Here is an 18244-nt window from a genome sequence, read left to right as displayed (position 1 = left end):
AGCCATGCAGGAAGTGGATAAAGAATTCAAGCCGACTAGCTGGTCGATTGATAACAAAACCAGTATTTATATTCTGACGCTGATTATCTGCATCGCCGGGATATTCACCTATATCAAGCTCCAGAAGGAGAACTTCCCCGACATCGTGGTGCCGCGTATTATCGTGGCCACCATCTATCCGGGTATCTCGCCTTCCGACATGGAAAACCTGGTTACCCGTCAGATCGAGAAAGAGGTGAAGTCGGTGAACGGGGTGAAGAAAATTACCTCCACCTCCAACCAGGACTACTCGGTGATTGACGTGGAGTTCAACACCAACGTGGATGTGCAGTACGCCAAGCAGCTCATCAAGGACGCCGTCGACAAGGCCTCCAACGAGCTGCCCAACGACCTGCCCACGCCCCCGAGCGTGCAGGAGGTGAGCTTTTCGGAGTTCCCCATCATGAACATCAACCTGGCCGGCAACCTGCCCCTGAGCCAGCTCAAGAAGCAGGCCGACGACTTCCAGGACAAGATTGAGGCCCTGCCCGAAATCAGCCGCGTCGATATTGTGGGCGCGCTGGAGCAGCAGGTAAACGTGGATGTGGACTTGTATAAGATGCAGGCCGCCCGCTTGGGCTTCAACGACGTGAACCGCGCTATTCAGGGCGAAAACCTGACTATTTCGGGCGGCTCCGTGGAAGTAGGCTCGCAGAAGCGGGCCGTGCGCGTGGCCGGGCAGTATGCCAAGGCTACCGACATTGCCGACATCCAGGTGAAAAACCTCAACGGGGCCAGCATTCGTCTCGGCGACATTGCCACGGTGCAGGATGCCTTCAAGGACCGCGAATCGTATGCCCGCCTCGACGGCAAGCCCGCCGTGACGCTGAACGTTATCAAGCGCTCGGGCGAAAACCTGATTGATGCTTCCGACAAGATTCAGCAGATCGTGCAGGACACCAAGCCGTCGTTGCCCCGCGAGCTGACCATCACCATCACTGGCGACACCTCCAACGACACCCGCGTCACGCTCCACGATTTGATCAACACTATCGTCATCGGCTTCATTCTGGTGACGCTGATTCTGATGTTCTTCATGGGTACCACCAACGCGCTGTTCGTGGGCCTGTCGGTGCCGATTTCGATGTTCCTGGCCTTCTTGTTCATGCCTACGCTGGGCTTTTCGCTGAACATGATTGTGCTCTTTTCCTTCCTGCTAGCCCTGGGTATTGTGGTCGACGACGCCATCGTGGTCATCGAAAACACCCACCGCATTCTGCACGACCACCCCGAGCTGAGTACGGCCCAGGCCGCCAAAATTGCCGCCGGCGAGGTGTTCGTGCCCGTACTGGCCGGCACCCTGACGACGGTAGCGCCCTTCGTGCCGCTGGCTTTCTGGCCGGGCATTATCGGGGAGTTCATGTTCTACCTGCCTATCACGCTCATCGTCACGCTCATGTCGTCGCTGGTGGTGGCCTTCATCATCAACCCGGTATTTGCCGTGTCGTTCATGTCGCGCGAAGACCACAACAGCCCCGAAGAGCTGCGCAAGTCGCGCTTCACCAAGGGCTTTAAGATCGTAATGGCCGTGCTGCTGACTATTGCTGCCATCGGATACGTGTCGGGCTCCCTGTTTGTCGGCAACCTGTTCGCCTTCCTGGCCCTGTTTGCCGCCCTCGACCAGTTCGTACTCTACAAGCTGATTGCCGCCTTCCAGACCAAAGCCCTGCCAAGCCTCCAGAACGGCTACGCCCGGCTCGTGGGCTGGGCCGTGAACGGCTCCAACTGGCGCCAGGTTGGTATTATGCTGGGTATGATAGCCTTACTCGTCATCGGATTTGTGGCCGTGTACCTGCGCAAGCCGCAGGTTGAATTCTTCCCCCAGGGCGACCCTAAGTTCATCTACACCTACCTGCGCATGCCGGTGGGCACCAAAGTGGCCATCACCGACTCCATCACGCGGGTGCTGGAGCAGCGCATCTACGGCGTTATTGGCCGCAACAATCCCGACGTGGAATCGGTAATTACCAACGTGGCTATCGGCGCCGACGACCCGCAGGACGGGGCCCGCACGGCGCAGTCGCACCTGGGCAAAGTGGCCGTGGCCTTCAAGGAATTCAGTGAGCGGACCGGCCCCACGACCGGCACGTACAAAGACAAGATTCGGGAGGCCGTAAAAGGTATTCCGGGCGCTGAAATTGCCGTCGACCAGGAGCAGAACGGTCCGCCCCAAGGCAAGGCTATTGCCATCGAGGTTATCGGTAACGACTACCAGCAGCTGGCCAAGCTCTCCAAAAAAGTGGAGCGCTACGTCGATTCGCTGCGCATTGGCGGCATCGAGGACCTGCGTACCAACCTCGAAGACCGCAACCCCGAAATTGCCGTCAATATTGACCGCGACCGGGCCAACCGCGAAGGCCTGAGTACTGCCCAGATCGGCTTGGAAGTACGCACGGCCATCTTCGGCTCGGAAGCCAGCAAGTTCAAAACCCCCGATGATGAGTACCCGATTCAGGTGCGCTACGCCAAGCCCTACCGCGACGACGTGGATGCCATTCTGAACTCGCGCCTCACCTTCCGCGACGCCACTGGCCAGGTGCGCCAAGTGCCCATGTCGTCGGTGGCCGACCTGGAGTACGGCAACACCTACGGCGGCATCAAGCGCAAGGACCTGAAGAAAATCATTACCATCAGCTCCAACGTGCTCGGCGGCTTCACGGCTCCCGATGTCGTAGCCGAAATCGACCAGGCCCTGAAGGCGTATCCCACGCCGGCCGGCTACACCGTGCGCATGGGCGGGGCCTCCGAGGACCAGCAGGAAACCCAGGACTTCCTGGGCGTCGCCGGCTTGCTCTCCATTGGCCTGATCTTCATGATTCTGGTTACGCAGTTCAACTCCGTGAGCAAGACCATGATTATCCTGAGCGAAATCGTTTTCTCGGTAACGGGTGTGTGCCTGGGCCTGGCCCTGACGGGAATGAAAATCAGTATCGTGATGACGGGCGTGGGCATCATCGCCCTGGCCGGTATCGTGGTGAAGAATGGCATTCTGCTCGTGGAGTTCACCGATATCCTCCGCTCGCAGGGCATGCCGCTGCGCGAAGCCATTGTGCTGGCCGGCCGTACGCGTCTGAATCCGGTGGTGCTGACGGCCACAGCGGCCACGCTGGGCCTCATCCCGCTGGCCATTGGTCTGAACATCGACTTCTACGAGCTCTTCAACTCCTTCGAGCCCCACTTCTTCATCGGCGGCGAGTCGGTAACTTTCTGGGGCCCGCTGGCCTGGACCATCATTTTCGGCTTGGTGTTTGCCACGGGTATCACCCTTCTGGTAGTGCCGGTTATGTACCTCATCAGCGAGCGGTTGCGGGCGAAAATAACGGGTCGCTCCGCCGATAGTCATGCAACCGACTTGTCAAAAACTGAATCCCCCGTTCGGGAAGAGGTGCTGGAGGAAGCATAACTCAGTTTTCCAGCCTATTTCTCTTTTGGTTCATCGTCGTTTTTCTTATGCGTTACTCAACGACTCCCGCCCCCAAATCCATTCAGCAGCAAGTGCTGCGTATTATCAGCAAGCGCAAGGCCATTAAGCCTACCCGCCTGCGTGTGAGCAGCAACCTGAGCCTAGAACTGGGCTTCGACACGGTAGATGTCGTGGATATTATCCTCGAAATCGAGCGTAATTTCCATATCACGATTCCCGACGAAGTGCCGCTGAGCACCGTCGGCGACTTTGTGACGTACGTGGCTACCCACACGCCCGCCCACGACTGGGCCGCGTAGGAGCTAAGCTCTAAAGCAAAAAAAGGCTCCCAACACAGGTTGGGAGCCTTTTTTATGCCTTGGCACCGGGTTTTACCGAATGTTGCCTCCGGTATCCATCGCGCCGTCGTTGCGGGTGCGACTGGCGCTGGTCGTGTTGGCTACATCATCAGCGTGGGGCTTCACGTCAGTCTTTGGCGCTGGGTCGGTGCTGCTGGTCCGGCTGGGGTTGGGGTTGCTGCTATTGGGGGACGAGATACCCGAATCGGTGTCCGACACTACGTGGGCACTCGTGTGCAACTCGTTGGTGCCGGCTTTTTTAGCCGATTCCGTAGTTTCACGGGCTTGCATGTCGGGCAGCAATGCCGAGTCCGAAGTCTGATGCATCGACTCGGCCGGCTTGGGGCCCGAGTTGGCCGTGGTGCCATCGGAGGTGTGGAGGGAAGTGGCCGGGCCGGGTTTCATGTCGGTAGCCTCACTCACGACAATCGGACGGGCCTTCTCCCACTCCTCGAACTTCTGTATTTCGCCGCTCAGGGTACTGGTGAACCAAGCTATCAACGCCACGTCGTCGAGGTAGCCCAATATCGGAATGATGTCCGGAATCAGATCCAGCGGACTCAGGAAATAGATAACGACCGCTACGGCCGCAATGATGGTTGGGGTTGGCAGCCCCGCATACTCGCCGGAAACAGACGAGCGAATCAGGCGGAACAGCACCTGCAAGTTGGCCCAGGCCTCCTGCGCCATCGAGCCCACGTCGTTCTTTTCGCTGGCTTTGGTGTAGGCGTCGTTCAGCAGCTGCTTAATGCGCGACGGTTTCTTGATGTACTCCTCCGCCTTGCCAGCAAACTTCTTGAAGAGGGGCGAATCTGCAATGTCCGAGCCTTTGGGGTTGTTCTTATCCATGGGTGGAGAGGGGTTATAAATCGGGGCCAAGCTACGAAATGACGGCCTGACCACGGCTGAGTTCAGCGCACTTCTCTATACTGCATCCCTCCGAAATGGTTATCGGCCGCGCCCAAGCCCCAAAAACGAAAAAGCCCCGTTCGGCGGAACGGGGCTCTAAAAAAGCGTATGGGCAGCGGCCGGTTAGTTGGCGGCCACGCGGCCGGCGGCGTAGTAGTTGCGGTGGTAGTAGGGCTGGTTCAGGGAGCTGATCATCACGCCGCCGTTGCAGGCCGAATGAGCAAATTTGCCATCCTGCAGGTAGATGCCCACGTGGTAGATCGGCTGGCCGGGGCCGCGCCGGAAAAACACCAGGTCGCCGCTTTGAATTTCATCTTTAGCCACGCGCTTCACGCGCTCAAACATCGAGCGGGAGCTACGCTGCAGCGTTACGCCGTATACTTCCTGAAATACCCGGGTTACAAAGCCCGAGCAGTCGGTGCCTTTCTTGGAGTTGCTGCCGTAGCGATAGGGAGTGCCGATCCAGTCGGTGACGGTGCGGAGCAGGTTCTGGTCCTCGTTGTAGGCCAGGGTCAGGCCCAGCGTCTGGGAGTAATAGTGGTAAGCCAGCGAGTCGCGGGTGGTGGCGACGGTGGGATTGTCGCCCGAGAAGTCGGGGAACAGGGAGGCGGTGGCGGCAATGGGCGCGCTACCAGCGGTGAGAGAAGAATCGGGAGCGTAGTCGAAGAAGAATGAGAGAGCCAGCGAAGCTGCGGCGAGGCAATACAGGATACTGTGTTTCATTGTCCGTCCTAAGGTGGCAAAATCTCCGTTTCCGAGGTAGCAGGGAAGCCGAAGTGATTCTGTTTTTTCGTGAGGTTCGGAATCCTTAAACCACCGAAAAGAGAAGCAGATAAAGTGTTGAAACGACCAAAAATAGACGAGCTCTATCCCGACCGATGGTTAAAGCTAAGGGATTACACTTTAATCGTCCTAGTTTTTACCCCAAAACAGCCAAATATTCTTTATAAAGTATTATATTTTGTTGAAATAATAGTCGAGCTTACTACAACTCTTCTGGATTTGTTAGCGTATACTCCGCCTTGCTTTTTCAAGCATATGCAACCACCCCGGATAATCGAGAATTCGCCCCTGGCCCGGCTGGCCCGGCTGAAGCTACAGGCTGGCAGCGTAGCTATGGTGCTGGGCAACAGTATTCATCTGAGCGGCGCTACCCGCGAGCAGTTTCTGCGCGACCCGCACTGGGTGGCCCACGAGATGGAACATATCCGGCAATTCCAGCAGTATGGCCGCTTGGGGTTTTTGTGGCGCTACCTCTGGGGCTGGGCCCGGCATGGCTACTACAACATTCCATTTGAGGTTGAAGCCCGCGAAGCCGGGGAGCGAGATGCGCTGCTCTATGCCCAGGGCCGGCCGCTGCCCCCACCCGAGCAGCGCCACCCCACTCCCAAGGGCTAACTAGCGCAAGCTACAGGCCTATAAAGCAGCCAGCCGGCCGCCGTCCACGGCCAAGGTGGAGCCATTGATAAAGCTCGCGTCGGCGGAGGCCAGGTAACAGATGGCCGAGGCCAGCTCTTTGGGTGTACCGACCTGGCCGGTGATTTTCTCCTTGCCGCTTTTCACGTTCGGGTTGCTCCAGAGCATGGGCGTATCGACGGCTCCCGGGGCTACGGCGTTGATGCGGGCATGCTCGTGCGGAATTTCCTGGCTCAGGCCCCGCACTAAGGCCTCCAGCGCTCCTTTGCTGGTCGCGTAGGGTATCACATTGGGCGTAGTCTGGTGGGCATGCACTGAGCTGACGGCCACGATGCTGCCGCCCTTCATGTGGGGCAGGCACAGCTGGCAGAGCCGGAAGAAGGACCGCACGTTCACCGCCATCAGCATGTCCCACTGCCTGGGGTCGAGCTTCAGAATGGGTTCGTAGGTCATCATAGCCGCGTTGTTGACCAGCACATCGATGCGCTGCCAGCGGGCCAGCGTCCGCTCGACGGCCCGGCGCAGCGCAGCATCCTTGCCCACGTCGGTACGAATAAAAATGGCTTCCCCATCCTCATCCTTGATAAGCTGCACCACTTCGCGGCCTTCCTCCGCGTTGCGGCCCAGTACGGCTACCCGGCCGCCTTCCCGGGCCAGCTGCAGCGCCGTGGCTCGGCCAATGCCGGATGTAGCCCCCGTCACGAAGCACACTTTATCCTGAAAACGCTTATCCATCGGGTTGTCTGAAGTACCAAAAAACCGGGTTGCTGCCTTCCGCATCCGGAAGACGGCAACCCGGTCGTGTACATATTGTTCGGAGGCGGTGCTAGCCGGCTATTTCTTTTCAGCAAACATCTTACTCATACCGGCCGCTACCAGGCCATCGGGTGTGATGTTGCTGAGCATAGCCTGTACCTTGTTGGTAAGGCCCGAAATCACGCGCATTTCGCCTTTCATCAGGGCTTCATACCCATCCTTGGCCACGTCTTTGGGGTCGGCCAGGTCGCCCTGGGCGGCGTTGGTGTTCTCGGCACCAGCCCGCTCAAAGAAGTTGGTGTCGGTAGCGCCGGGGCACAGTGCCGTAACGGTGACGCCAGTGCCTTCCAGCTCTTTATATAACGCCTCCGAAAAGCTCAGCACGAACGACTTGGTAGCGGAATACACAGCCATTTTGGGCGAAGGCGTGTAGGCGGCCGTCGAGGCCAGTTGCAGAATGCGGCCTTTGCCGCGATGCACCATGCCCTGGCCAAATACATAGGTCAGCTCGATGAGGGCGGTGATGTTAGTCTGCACTACGGCAACGTTGCGGTTCACCTCCGAATCCAGAAATGGGCCATACTCGCCGAAGCCGGCATCGTTGATGAGAATATCGACCTCGATTCCCTGGGCTTTTACTGCCTCGTATACCCGTTGCGCGGCAGCGGGCTGGCTTAAATCCTGGATGACCAGCGTGGGGGTGATGTTGTGGACGCTGCGCAGGTGGTCGGCAAATTTTTGCAGGCCTGCGGCGTCTTGATCAACCAGCACGAGCTGGTACTGGTCTTTGGCCAACAGGTGCGCTAGTTCCTGGCCAATGCCGCTGGCGGCACCGGTAATGAGAGCAACGGAGAGGGTCGAATCGGGCTTCATAGCAGTCGGGTTTTGGGGTGCGGTGGGTAAGCGTGTAAGCTGTACGGTACTGAGTGTCTGAGGGAAAAGTTGCTGCGGCGCTAGTAATAAAAAGAGGCCTTTTGCGCAACCCCGGGCTGTAGGTTTACGAATAGAGACACACTTGGCTTGTTTGCTGAGTGTCCTTTTTGCCGTACTAACCCCTGTATTCACCATGGAAAACAAGCAGAATCAACCCGCCTCGGGTGCCAACGCTACCGGTACCAGCAAATCTTCCAATGCCTCTAATCAGTCGTCTACGAACCCATCGGCCCAGGGCTCGTCGGCTTCCCAGAATACTTCCGCTCCTGCTCCTTCCGCCAAAAATCCGCAGGACTCGCAGGCCAAAACGCCGGAGCCAGCAACCAACCGTACCAGCGCCAGCATGACGCCAGGACAAGATTCGCAGGCCAGCCAGCGGCGCGAGGAAAGCTCCAATAAGCAGCAAAGCGGCCAGTCGTGGATGAACATCTCTTCTTGGCTGGATGGCAGCAAAGAAATTCCGCAGTCGGTTAAGGACTTCGGTACCAAAGCTCTCGACCAGGTAAACAAGCTCAGCACGACGCAAAAAGTAGTAGGCGGAGCCCTGCTGCTCGGTGGTATCGGCTGGCTCTCGACGCGCTCGGGCGCTAACAGCAGCAAGGCCTCACAGCGCGGCGGCTACCGTTCTGCTTCCGACCTGGATTCTGACTATCGGGTAGGCAAAACTTATGGCGCGGGCAAGAAAGACTACCTGACCAACTATGGCTCCGCCGGCCGCTCCAGCGACGCTAGCCGGACGGACAAACCCGACTACAGTGGGTCGTCGTCGTCATCTGACTATCGTTCTTCTTCCGCAGGTAAAGACACCAGCGCCGGCTACCGGAGCAGCAGCGCCAATACCAGCGCTTCGTCAAGCCTGGGCGACGATGATTATAGCGGCAACCTGTAGGTAATCAGCTTGCAAAAAAAGGCCGGAAGCAGATGCTTCCGGCCTTTTTTTGCTCATAGCCTACGCAACGTCACACGCAAAACATCAACCTTGAGTCGGCAGAAATCTGCGGCAGCCGCTAAATCACAGGGTTTCTTCAGGAATGGCTACTGACTTCAGCTGATCCTCGCAAGCAGCACCTAGGCTCTGTGGACAGCCAGTAAAAAGAACGTTCTGTCTCGCGTTGCTCGACAGGACGTTCACAAAGCATTCAGGACTGCTTTTTCGATTAAGGTCCACACGCCCTAGTATGCTACTCTTACGTGTCAGCCCGGCAGCGAGGCGGGCTCGGCCTGGGCTGACAGCCGAATTAGAAGCCATTCTCTTGGTCCTACACACCTGTGCCAAGGCTGCTGATAGCTAGTTTCCCTGCTTGCCAAGGGGCGATGGTTAGGCGAACTATTATATATGAATTGTTCAATATAAAATCCATTCTGACAAACCTACGAATGATAAGCATTGGTATTGTATCTTCCGACCTGTTTTTAGGACAAGAGCTGCCAGCTCGCTCAAAGCCCGCTGGTTGCTTGCCGGAAACAGCCGGTAGCAACTGAGGAAAATAGCCATTTCTAGCCATTATTTTCGCCCAACAGTGCATCTTGTTGTCGTCCGGCTCCTGCTCTTGTTCCTCCTGGTGCTGCACCTGCCCGGCCAAGCCCAGCACCGCTATTGGGATGCCGACTACGATTCGCTCCGGCTGGTAGTGCGCCAGCAGCGCACCGATACGGCCCGCCTACGAACCATCGTTCATCTGATTGATCTGGTTCGATGGGACGAAGCCCGCGAACGGCAGCATGCCCTAGCGTTGCTCGATGATCTGTTTCTTCTCAATAAGCACCTGCGGCGAGTGGATGACGCGCCCTACCGGGCCTTGCGAAAAAGCGCGCTCCACTGGGCCGAGCCCAACCAAGAGGCGTTGGCGCTAGCGGCGGCGCAGCAGGCCATTGCCTTGTTCGATCGTAGTGAGCGACCCATTCCCCGCCTGCTGATTGAAGTCGCGCCCCTATACAACCGTCTGAACCAGCTGGATGAACGCTATTTTTTCTATCGGAATAAGCTGGCGTATTACCGAGTGCATGGAGCTAAAGAAAATATAGCGGCCTGCTACCTCTCCATTGGTGGCTATTATCGACGCCGGGGAGCCTATAACCAAGCTATCAGCAATTTTTTGCGGGCCGCCGAGCTGTTCAAAACCTTTGACCAGCGTTATTATATAAGTGAGCTAAAAGTAGCTGGGGCCAACTACGCCGAGTGGGGCAACAGCGACAAGGCACTTCAGTATTTGCGCCAGTCGGTGGCATTGGCCCGTAAGTATGCCGCGCGGGGCTGCGGGGGAGTAGATGCCTACACGCTACGTAATATTTCGAAGCTCTACTTGCAGCAGCGGAATACCGTGGCCGCCTTGCGCTACGCCAATATGTCGCTAGCCGTCAGGGGCCGGGCATCGTTGAATATTCAGGAAGATAAGTCCTACGGTTTGGTGCAGAAAAGCCTGGTGCTGCTGCGCATGAATGAGCTGGAACTGACCCGGCAAACCTTGCAGCAGGCCCAGCACCTGGCCGATTCGCTGCGCATCCCAATTACTGGGCGGCGGCAGGGCGAATTCGAGCTGATAGCCGCCTGGGCCCAGTTCTATGCCGCCAAAAAAGACTATGCTGCGGCTGAGGCGTATTGGCAAGCTGCTTATTGGGAAGCCACCGATAAAAAGCTCGATGTGCTGCGAAAGAACTATCTGCGCCAGCTTTCCAGCTTCTACGATGCGCGTAACAAGCCCGTGCAAGCCCAGCAATACTCCCGCGCCTACATCGCTCTGGCCGATTCGATGAGCGCCACCCAAGGTGCTTACCACTTGGCGCAGTACGAAGGCGAGCGGCTGGAGCAAACGCAAAACGCTCAAATTGCGCACCTGCGGCAGGAGCGGGCAGTGCAGGCGCTACACCTGCGGCAGCGCAACCAGCTGCTAATTGGGGCCTTGGTGGCCATTATTATGGTTTCGGGGCTGGGAGCACTCATGTATCGGCAGCTGCGGGAAAACCGGCGCACGCTCCGGCAGCTACGCCAAACACAAAGCCAGCTGATTGCCTCCGAAAAGTGGGCTTTCGTGGGGGAGCTGTCGGCCGGTATTGCGCATGAGCTGCAAAATCCACTGAGCTTTATGAAGAAATTCGCGGAGGTCAGTACGGCTATGATTGATGGCATGGCGCTGCCGCACGGGCGAGCCGCACGGGGCAGCCTGGAGCACGATATTCTGACCGGCCTCAAGCAAAATCTGCAGGAAATCAGTCAGCACGGCGTACGGGCCTCTTCCATCATCAAGGATATGCTGGAGCATTCACGCGCCGGCACCGGCCAGCGCGCGCTGACCGCCCTAAACCCTTTGGTGGAGGAATATCTGCGCCTGGCGCATCAAGGCCTGCAAGGCTCTGCCAAAGCCCTGCATACGGAACTGCTCACCGCCCTCGATCCGACGCTGGTGCCGGTGTGGGTGGTGCCGCAGGATATTGGCCGGGTCTTGCTGAATCTGTTTACCAACGCGTTTCATGCCGTGCGCCAGCGCCACCAGAGCGAGCCAGGGTATCAGCCTACAGTGAGCGTGCATACCCTGCAACTGCCGGCCCACATTGAAATCCGGGTTAGCGACACCGGGGCGGGGATACCGGAAAGCCTCCGCGCCCGAATCTTCGAGCCCTTTTTTACGACCAAACCCGCCGGCGAAGGTACTGGTTTGGGCTTGTCGCTGAGCGTCGATATCATCAAAAGCCACGGGGGCACGCTGCGGGTTGAAACGCAGGAGGGCGTAGGCACACAGTTTATTATCACGCTGCCAACCTGAAAAAGCGGTTTTGCGCTACTAGCGCAGCCCCCATGTGCCGCCACCACGAAGCGTGCAGCACTAGTTCGGCTGATAGTTTTTTCAACCGCTTTTTGTAAAAGAGCAGTAAGAGAAGGAACAGGCTGCTGGCCGTGGCAATGTGCCACCCCGAAGCGCCTTTGTTCGTATGACTGCCATGCCACTTGCTGAACTTACTGCCGTGCTTGCCGCCGGCTCCCCGCCCGCCGAGAGCCTGCAGCGCGCGTTGGACCTAGTGGGTCCCCACCTGCGTGCCGACCGTTGCTTCCTCTACGTGCGCGACCCGGCCCAGGGGCGGGGACGTATTGCCTTCGTGTGGCGGCTGGACGAAGCCGTGCCCGACCCGCGGCACGATTGGCAGGATGATACCGGCGACCTGCCCAAGGAAGATCCGCTGTTTCGGGCTGCCTTAGCTGCTCAGCCCTCCGTGTATGTAGACGATGTAACCGAGGCTCGTCCCGAAGTGCTAAATCAGGAGTTTGAGCGCCGCACCTTTGGCCACCGAGCCCTGGTGCACGCCCATATCACCGACCATGGCCACCTGTGGGGGATTCTGCAGCCCTGCGTATTCGGCCATCCGCGCCACTGGACCGCTGCCGAGCGAGCGTATCTGGAAGCCGCTGTTGCCTTGTTTCTGCCCGTGATTCGGCAGTACATGCACGGGTTGGGAAAGGTCTGAAGCCTGGGCGGTGCCAGAACAGACACCATAAACCGGTAAGTTTTTATGGGTGATAGGCTCCGCAGTAGGGTGGGCCAAGTAGTGCGTGCTGGCTACTGAGGCGTGCAGTAGAACCCGACTGGCCCTAACGCAAAAAACCCGGAAAACCCTTTCTGCTACAGGAGAAAGGACTTTCCGGGTTTTTCGGTAGTGTATGTATGAGCCTCTTATTGGACTCGAACCAACGACCTGCTCATTACGAATGAGCTGCTCTACCAACTGAGCTAAAGAGGCATGTGCCGGGAAACCGTTTGTTTCCCGGGGCTGCAAAGATAGGTAGGCAGGGGAACAAGGCGCAAGTTCCGCCACAAATTTTTACGAGGAGCCAACGATTTTCTCCCAAAATCTCTAACTCAAGCGCAGGCTGGGCCACGGAAATCCTTTCAGGGCACTTATGCAGTTACAAGGAGTGTGGCGCGGAAGTGAGTGTCGGCCGAAGAAGACATTCCACCGTGGTTATCTTGTAGGAGATTCAACCCCGACAAGTATGCCTGTTAGGTATATCCACACACGCCACTTAGGCGCGCTGTTGGCAATGCTGCTGGTGCCCACCTTGGTTCGCGCCGATGCCTTGGATGGCGGACTATATTTCAACTGTTTGGAAGAGCCCTCATCCGCATGGGTAAGCGTGGCAGTGCTTGGAACTCCTCTGTTGCCGTGTGGCCGAAGCAAAGGCGCTACCCGGCAGCTGCTCACCCTGGCTTGTTGTCCAAATTCCCGGGCTTTCTAGCATCTTTGCGGCTCGTATGAAAGAACTCCGCAAACTACTGGTCCGCACGCTCGGCTTTGAGCGCTATATCCGTCTGGTGAGCCGCGTGTACCTGCGGCTGGTGGGCGCGGGGTGGGGCCGGGAGAAGTACCCGGAGCTGTTTTTTCTGCAGCAACTCATCAAGCCGGGCTTTGTGTGCCTCGATATCGGGGCCAACCTCGGCTACTACTCCGTGGCCCTGTCGCGGCTGGCCGGGCCCACGGGCCAGGTGCTGGCCGTCGAGCCGATTCCGCTGTTTCAGGAAATCTGGCGCGACAATGTGCGCCTCAGCGGCCACGACAACATTACGCTGCTGCCCTACGCGCTGGGGGGCGAAAACATGACGGTGAAAATGGGTACGCCCGAGCGCAACGGCCTGCTGCACCACGGTATGACCAAAGTCGCGGCCAGCAATACCGCCGAAACCTATGCCCGTACGTACGAAGTGCCCATGCGCGTGCCCGACGAGCTGCTGGCCGAGCTGCCGCGCCTCGACTTTGTGAAGTGCGACGTGGAAGGCTTCGAATCGGAGGTGTTTCAGCACATGCAGGTCACGCTGCGGCGCTTCCGGCCCCTGATTCAGACGGAGCTGAATGGTCTGGAAAACCGCCAGGCCGTCGTGACGTTGCTGGACGGCCTGGGCTATAAACCATTTATATTGTCTGCGCGTTTGGAGCTTGTGCCCTGCTCTGCGGCGCAGCTCAACAGCCCAGCCACGGCCGACTTTTACTTTCAACCCACCAACCCTGCTGCTCCGGTAGCTTCCTGATGGCCAAGTTTCTGCTTATTCTGCTTATCGTTTCCTTCGTCGTGCGGTTCATTCTGCCGGTGATTCTACGGCTGCTCGTCGGCAAATTCGTGCGAAAGCAAGCCCAGCGCTACGGCCAGCAGTTTGGGGGCCAGTCGTTTGAAGGTGCTTTCGGCACGCCTCCCCCGACCCCACCGCCCCACGGCGGCGGCAACGTGCGGGTGGATTTTATTCCGCCGAAAACCAAAAAAGAACAGTCCCAGAATTTTAAGGGCGGCGACTACGTCGATTTCGAAGAAGTGAAATAAGGCGCTTAGTAGCCACACTTTAAGCCACTAAAAAGCCCTGCCACAGCATGTGTGACAGGGCTTTTTAGTGGCTTAAAGTGTGGCTGGAAAGTACTGGAAACATCGTTTCCTCCCGCATAGCCTGCGAGGAATGACTCCCCAACACGCGCTAGAATCCGTAGCCGATCCGGAACCCGGAATCCAGGCGCTGGCCCGACTGCAGGGCGGTGAAGAAGTCGACGCGGATGAACTTCAAGATGTGCTCAATGCCAACGCCCAGCTCAGCGTAGTTGCCCGAAAGCGGCGTGTAGAGGTAGTTTACGGTTGCCACTTCCTGCCACCGAAGCTGGCGCAGAGCTGGTATTTTGTTCAGGAAGAACCCGTTGAAATGATGGTTGTAGTGCGCTTCCAGGTAGCGCTCGGCCGTGCTGTAGCGGTAGTAGTCGAGCAGTTGAAACTGGTCGAAGTTGGCCGCGAGCAGGGTACGGTTGCCGGCAAAGTGTCGGTAATCGACGAACGTCAGCGCGGGAGTACCCACATACGAGCCGGCATTGGCGTTGATGTGGCTTTCGCCAAACAGGCCCAGCGCGAAATCCTTGCGGATACCCATTTCCAGGCGGCTGTAGCGCACATCGGAGCCCAGCACGCCCCGGAAGCCCTGCCGCAGCCCCAGCGTGAGGCGCGGGTAGGAGGAGTTGCGCAGGTTGAACTTGCCGTCGGGCCGGGTGATGTACTGCTGGCCGGGCTGCCAGGTGAGCAGCACGTCCAGCGTCAGGGCACGGCTGCGGCCAAAGCCCGTGCCCTGGGGCAGCTCGGCCGCCTCGGGCTGATTGGAAGTGAAGGCCCGGCCCGGAATATCGCGCACCACCTCAATGGTCGTATTCTGCAGCTCGCGCCGGTCGGCATAGCCAGCGGCTACGTTCACGGAAAAGCCGTTGACGATTTCAGTTCGATAGGTCAGCTCCAGGCCGTCGCGACGGTAGTACTTGGCATAGTTGCGGTTGTCGAGCAGCGTATACACCGAGTTGATAATGGGCGTAAGCTGGGTATTGGGGTCGAAGTCCTGAATGGTGCGGCCCACCGAAAAGCCTACCCGGCTGAACGACTCAGGCCGGAACGTGTAGCCGCCGCGCAGGCTCGGGCTGAAATTCCGGCTGGCAAACCCGTAGCGCAACGTGGGCTGCAGCGAGTAGTTGCGTCGGTCTTCGTAGCGCTGCGTGAAGGTGGCGCTGGCATTTACCACCGTGCCCTCCACCGTGTTATAGAGCAGCAGGTTGGTAAGCGGGGCCACCGAAACGGTGCGGCGGTGATACGAGTCGTTGTAGGTATAGCCACTACGTAGGAGCTCATCGAGGCCGGGCTTGTTGCGGATGCGGTCCAGCGAGTCCTGGTAGGGCTGCGACTTCTCGATGACCTCCGTGCTGTCCTTCACCCGATAATCCTTCGATTCCTCGTCGCTGAGCGGAATGGGGCGCACTTCTTCCCAATAGGCAGCATCCCGCTCGTTGGCGCTTTTTTCGATAACCATCACTTCGCCTTTGGGCATGGGCGCTACGGCGATGCCGCCCTGGGGCAACGGGATTTCCTCGGCGCTGCGCGTGCGGGCATCACGGCGCATGGTGCGGGTAAGGCCGCGCAGCTGGGGCCGCTGCTGCTTCACGTCGGCTACCGTTTCGCGGCTCACCGGTCCCGCCGTGGGGGCGAGTGTGGGGGCCACCACCGGCGGGGTGGGGTAGGTGGGCGTCACACGGTAGTTCGACAACACGGCGTTGATGCTGCCATTGCCTTTAAACCCGAAGCCTTCCCCGTTGAGGTACACCTTCTGCGATTGAATAATCCAGGCGTGCGGGTGGTTGGGGGCCGGGGCATACAGAATCTCGACCCGCAGCTTATCGACGTACTCGATGCCGGAATTAGAGTCCAGGCTCAGGTCCAGGCTATGCAACCGCCAGGTACCATCTTCGGCAATGTAGATGAAGCCCGAAAACGCGGGGTCGATGCGGTGGCGGGGCGTCACCCGGATTTTGTTGATCGGAATGCCGTTCTGCACGGAGGTGCCCACCAGCTCGTAGCGGTAGAACAGCATGGCATTCTGGGCAATGGGCGACACAAAACCCCGCTCCGCGAAGCCCGACTGCAGCAGGTTGTCGTAGAAGTTGAAGTTCTTGGAAGCCCGATTGAAGCTGAAGCCTTTGCTGCTGCCGCTCACCCGCGACGAAATCATGCGCTCCTGAATCTTGTTCGGCTGCCGGAAGGTAAGATCCGACACCGATTCCGACAGGTACACGATGCCGGGCTTAACATCGGGTGCGACTTTAATCAGGCCCATAATCTTGCCGGGCACGTCCGTGAGCCGAATCAAAGATTTGATGTACATCCGGGCCGTGAAAGCGGCGACTTCCGCCCGGTGGTAGCGCCGCCAGTCCATGGCGTGCTGCACGATGGCGTAGGCCGGGTCACGGTCGGAAGCCCGGATGAGTACTTCGCCCAGGTTGTAGTTTTCGGGTGTCAGCGTCACGTTCAGCACCGTGGCCGTGTCACCGGCGGCTACCGTCACGGCCTCCAGGCGGGGCTTGAAGCCCACGTACTGAAACACGATTTCGTAGCGGCCCGCTTCGAGGCGCAGCTGGTAGTTGCCCTGATCGTTGGAAGCGGTGTTGGTGGCGGAGCCGCGCACGGCAATGTTGGCAAAGGCCAGCGGCTCTCCTTTCGGGTCCGTGATTTTGCCGCGTACAATGCCAGCTCTCGTTCCCAAGGTGCTCAGCAGTAGAATACAGAAAAACAGATAACGACGCATAAGAGGCTACTTCACAGAAGTTGTGAAGGTAGATGAAATATGGTGGGCAAAGGTTGCTTTTTCTTACTAAAAACTACCGTAGAGGCTATTTTTGAGTGCTTTAGCGGGCAAAGTGCCCAGATTCAGGTACAACAAAAAGAACGACCTATGATTGTTCTTTGTGTTGTATTCTGACGCTGCTGGTGAGGTAAGTATAGGTGGCGGTCACGGATTTGCGGGCTAATAGGCTGGCAACCACGAACTATTCTTTGTCCGCGCCGCTGGTCAGGCCACTACCTCTTCCGTGGGAGCCACAAGCACGGCCTTTGCTTGCCGGCTGGTGTACCACGTGTTCAGCACCACACCGACCAGCACCAGCACCATGCCCAGGTAGGACACGGCGTGGAAGGTTTCGCCGAACAAGAGCAGCCCCAGGCCCACGGCGTACACAATCCCGATGTAGTTCAGGTTGGCTACGCTCGAAAGCTTTTCGGCCTGGTAGGCTTTGGTCATGGCGAGCTGCGCGCCCTGCGTAAACAGGCCCGTCAGCAGCAGCCAGAGCCAATCCCAGCCTTGGGGCTGCACCCACTGGAAGAGGCAGTAGACGGCCGCGATAGGCAGGGCTACCATGGGGAAATAAAACACGACCACCAAGGGGTCTTCCTTGCCTTTGAGCCGCCGGATAGAGTTGTAAGAGAAGCCCGCGAACAGCGCCGAGACTACGCCCAGACCCACATAGAGCAGGTCTACACGGGTATCCACGCCTTCGACCACGAGTACGCCGAGAAACGACAGCAGGAAGAACAGCCACTGCCAGGGCTGCACTTTTTCCCGCACGATAAAAATGCCCAGAATGGCCGTGAAAATCGGGGCCAGGTACTGAATGGTGACGGCCGTGGCCAGTGGCATTTTTTGCAGCGTGAAGAAGTAGAGAATCAGGGAAATAGCCCCGGTGGCCCCGCGGGCAATCAGGAAAAAATGGTTGGTGCCCCAGGGCCGGATGCGCAGCGCCCGCAGCATGGCGTAGCTCAGGCCCACCGACATAAGAGAGCGAAACAGAATGATTTCCAGCGGTGGCAGGTGGGGCAGCATTTTCACGCACACGTTCATGAAGGCAAAAAGCAGCGTCGAGAGCAGCATGTAGCGGGCACCGAGCGTGAGCGTCATAAAGCGGGGCAAAAGGCAGGAATATTAAAGGTGGGCGTGCAAGCAACTCCTACTTCCAGGTAAAGTTATGGGAGTGGGTGGCGAGAGCCTTTCGCGGCTACAAATGCAGTAGCACTTTTTTAGCTTGGCTGGGCCCAGGCCGAACGTCTAGTGCATTGCTCACGTTGTAAGCAGCTACCTTTCCGCCCGCCAAGCACTCTTATTTT

At 58.2% G+C, this 18244-nt stretch carries 14 protein-coding genes and 1 tRNA gene; 8 read left to right on the top strand and 7 right to left on the bottom strand.

Going from position 1 to position 18244, the window contains the following annotated elements:
- Nucleotides 1-4 precede the first annotated feature (4 nt).
- Together E5J99_RS07995 and E5J99_RS07990 are read left to right on the top strand one after the other, a co-directional pair.
- A complete protein-coding gene (locus tag E5J99_RS07995) occupies nt 5-3442 on the top strand; it encodes an efflux RND transporter permease subunit (RefSeq protein ID WP_135497193.1) in 3438 nt (1145 codons plus the stop codon).
- 47 nt (nt 3443-3489) lie between these two features.
- The gene (locus E5J99_RS07990; protein ID WP_135497192.1) at nt 3490-3762 is read left to right on the top strand and encodes an acyl carrier protein; all 273 of its coding nucleotides are present in this window, start codon (nt 3490-3492) and stop codon (nt 3760-3762) included.
- A 72-nt stretch (nt 3763-3834) separates the two neighbouring features.
- On the opposite strand, the gene E5J99_RS22225 is transcribed toward E5J99_RS07990, so the two are convergent.
- Nucleotides 3835-4650 (bottom strand): YkvA family protein, encoded by an 816-nt coding sequence (locus tag E5J99_RS22225; protein ID WP_135497191.1) that lies wholly within the window; start codon nt 4648-4650, stop codon nt 3835-3837.
- 183 nt (nt 4651-4833) lie between these two features.
- Nucleotides 4834-5433, bottom strand: coding sequence for a C40 family peptidase (locus E5J99_RS07980; RefSeq protein ID WP_135497190.1), 600 nt, complete (start codon nt 5431-5433; stop codon nt 4834-4836).
- 315 nt (nt 5434-5748) lie between these two features.
- Between E5J99_RS07980 and E5J99_RS07975 the strand changes: the two genes are divergently transcribed.
- Nucleotides 5749-6108: a hypothetical protein gene (locus E5J99_RS07975; protein ID WP_135497189.1), complete on the top strand. Its 360-nt coding sequence runs from the start codon at nt 5749-5751 to the stop codon at nt 6106-6108.
- Between the two features lie 18 nt (nt 6109-6126).
- On the opposite strand, the gene E5J99_RS07970 is transcribed toward E5J99_RS07975, so the two are convergent.
- Together E5J99_RS07970 and E5J99_RS07965 are read right to left on the bottom strand one after the other, a co-directional pair.
- Nucleotides 6127-6861: an SDR family NAD(P)-dependent oxidoreductase gene (locus tag E5J99_RS07970; RefSeq protein ID WP_135497188.1), complete on the bottom strand. Its 735-nt coding sequence runs from the start codon at nt 6859-6861 to the stop codon at nt 6127-6129.
- 99 nt (nt 6862-6960) lie between these two features.
- Nucleotides 6961-7755 carry an SDR family NAD(P)-dependent oxidoreductase gene (locus E5J99_RS07965; protein ID WP_167852041.1) on the bottom strand — a complete coding sequence of 265 codons (795 nt, stop codon included), beginning with the start codon at nt 7753-7755 and terminating at the stop codon, nt 6961-6963.
- Nucleotides 7756-7948: 193 nt separating this feature from the next.
- Between E5J99_RS07965 and E5J99_RS07960 the strand changes: the two genes are divergently transcribed.
- The 3 genes from E5J99_RS07960 (at nt 7949) to E5J99_RS07950 (ending at nt 12273) form a co-directional block, all read left to right on the top strand.
- Nucleotides 7949-8704, top strand: coding sequence for a hypothetical protein (locus E5J99_RS07960; RefSeq protein WP_135497186.1), 756 nt, complete (start codon nt 7949-7951; stop codon nt 8702-8704).
- A 631-nt stretch (nt 8705-9335) separates the two neighbouring features.
- Complete coding sequence (locus E5J99_RS07955; RefSeq protein ID WP_135497185.1) at nt 9336-11576, top strand: ATP-binding protein; 2241 nt, start codon at nt 9336-9338, stop codon at nt 11574-11576.
- A 175-nt stretch (nt 11577-11751) separates the two neighbouring features.
- Entirely contained in the window at nt 11752-12273 is a 522-nt protein-coding gene (locus E5J99_RS07950) for a GAF domain-containing protein (RefSeq protein WP_135497184.1), read from the top strand.
- Between the two features lie 200 nt (nt 12274-12473).
- Here the strand turns inward: E5J99_RS07950 and E5J99_RS07945 are convergent.
- Nucleotides 12474-12546: transfer RNA gene (locus E5J99_RS07945), tRNA-Thr, on the bottom strand.
- Between the two features lie 512 nt (nt 12547-13058).
- On the opposite strand from E5J99_RS07945, the gene E5J99_RS07940 reads away from it, so the two are divergent.
- Both E5J99_RS07940 and E5J99_RS07935 read left to right on the top strand, forming a co-directional pair.
- A complete protein-coding gene (locus E5J99_RS07940; RefSeq protein WP_135497183.1) occupies nt 13059-13829 on the top strand; it encodes an FkbM family methyltransferase in 771 nt (256 codons plus the stop codon).
- Complete coding sequence (locus E5J99_RS07935) at nt 13829-14116, top strand: DUF4834 family protein (RefSeq protein ID WP_135497182.1); 288 nt, start codon at nt 13829-13831, stop codon at nt 14114-14116. Before E5J99_RS07940 ends, E5J99_RS07935 begins: the two co-directional genes overlap by 1 nt.
- A 148-nt stretch (nt 14117-14264) precedes the next feature.
- Here the strand turns inward: E5J99_RS07935 and E5J99_RS07930 are convergent, their stop codons facing one another.
- Both E5J99_RS07930 and E5J99_RS07925 read right to left on the bottom strand, forming a co-directional pair.
- A complete protein-coding gene (locus E5J99_RS07930) occupies nt 14265-16850 on the bottom strand; it encodes a DUF5686 and carboxypeptidase regulatory-like domain-containing protein (RefSeq protein ID WP_167852040.1) in 2586 nt (861 codons plus the stop codon).
- A 306-nt stretch (nt 16851-17156) separates the two neighbouring features.
- Nucleotides 17157-18038, bottom strand: coding sequence for a DMT family transporter (locus E5J99_RS07925; protein WP_245318801.1), 882 nt, complete (start codon nt 18036-18038; stop codon nt 17157-17159).
- Nucleotides 18039-18244 lie beyond the last annotated feature (206 nt).

The sequence above is a fragment of the Hymenobacter elongatus genome, assembly GCF_004745955.1.
GTDB classification, from domain to species: Bacteria; Bacteroidota; Bacteroidia; order Cytophagales; family Hymenobacteraceae; genus Hymenobacter; species Hymenobacter elongatus.
Note: the sequence above shows the minus strand (reverse complement) of the source record. Positions and strands in the feature narration are given on the sequence as shown.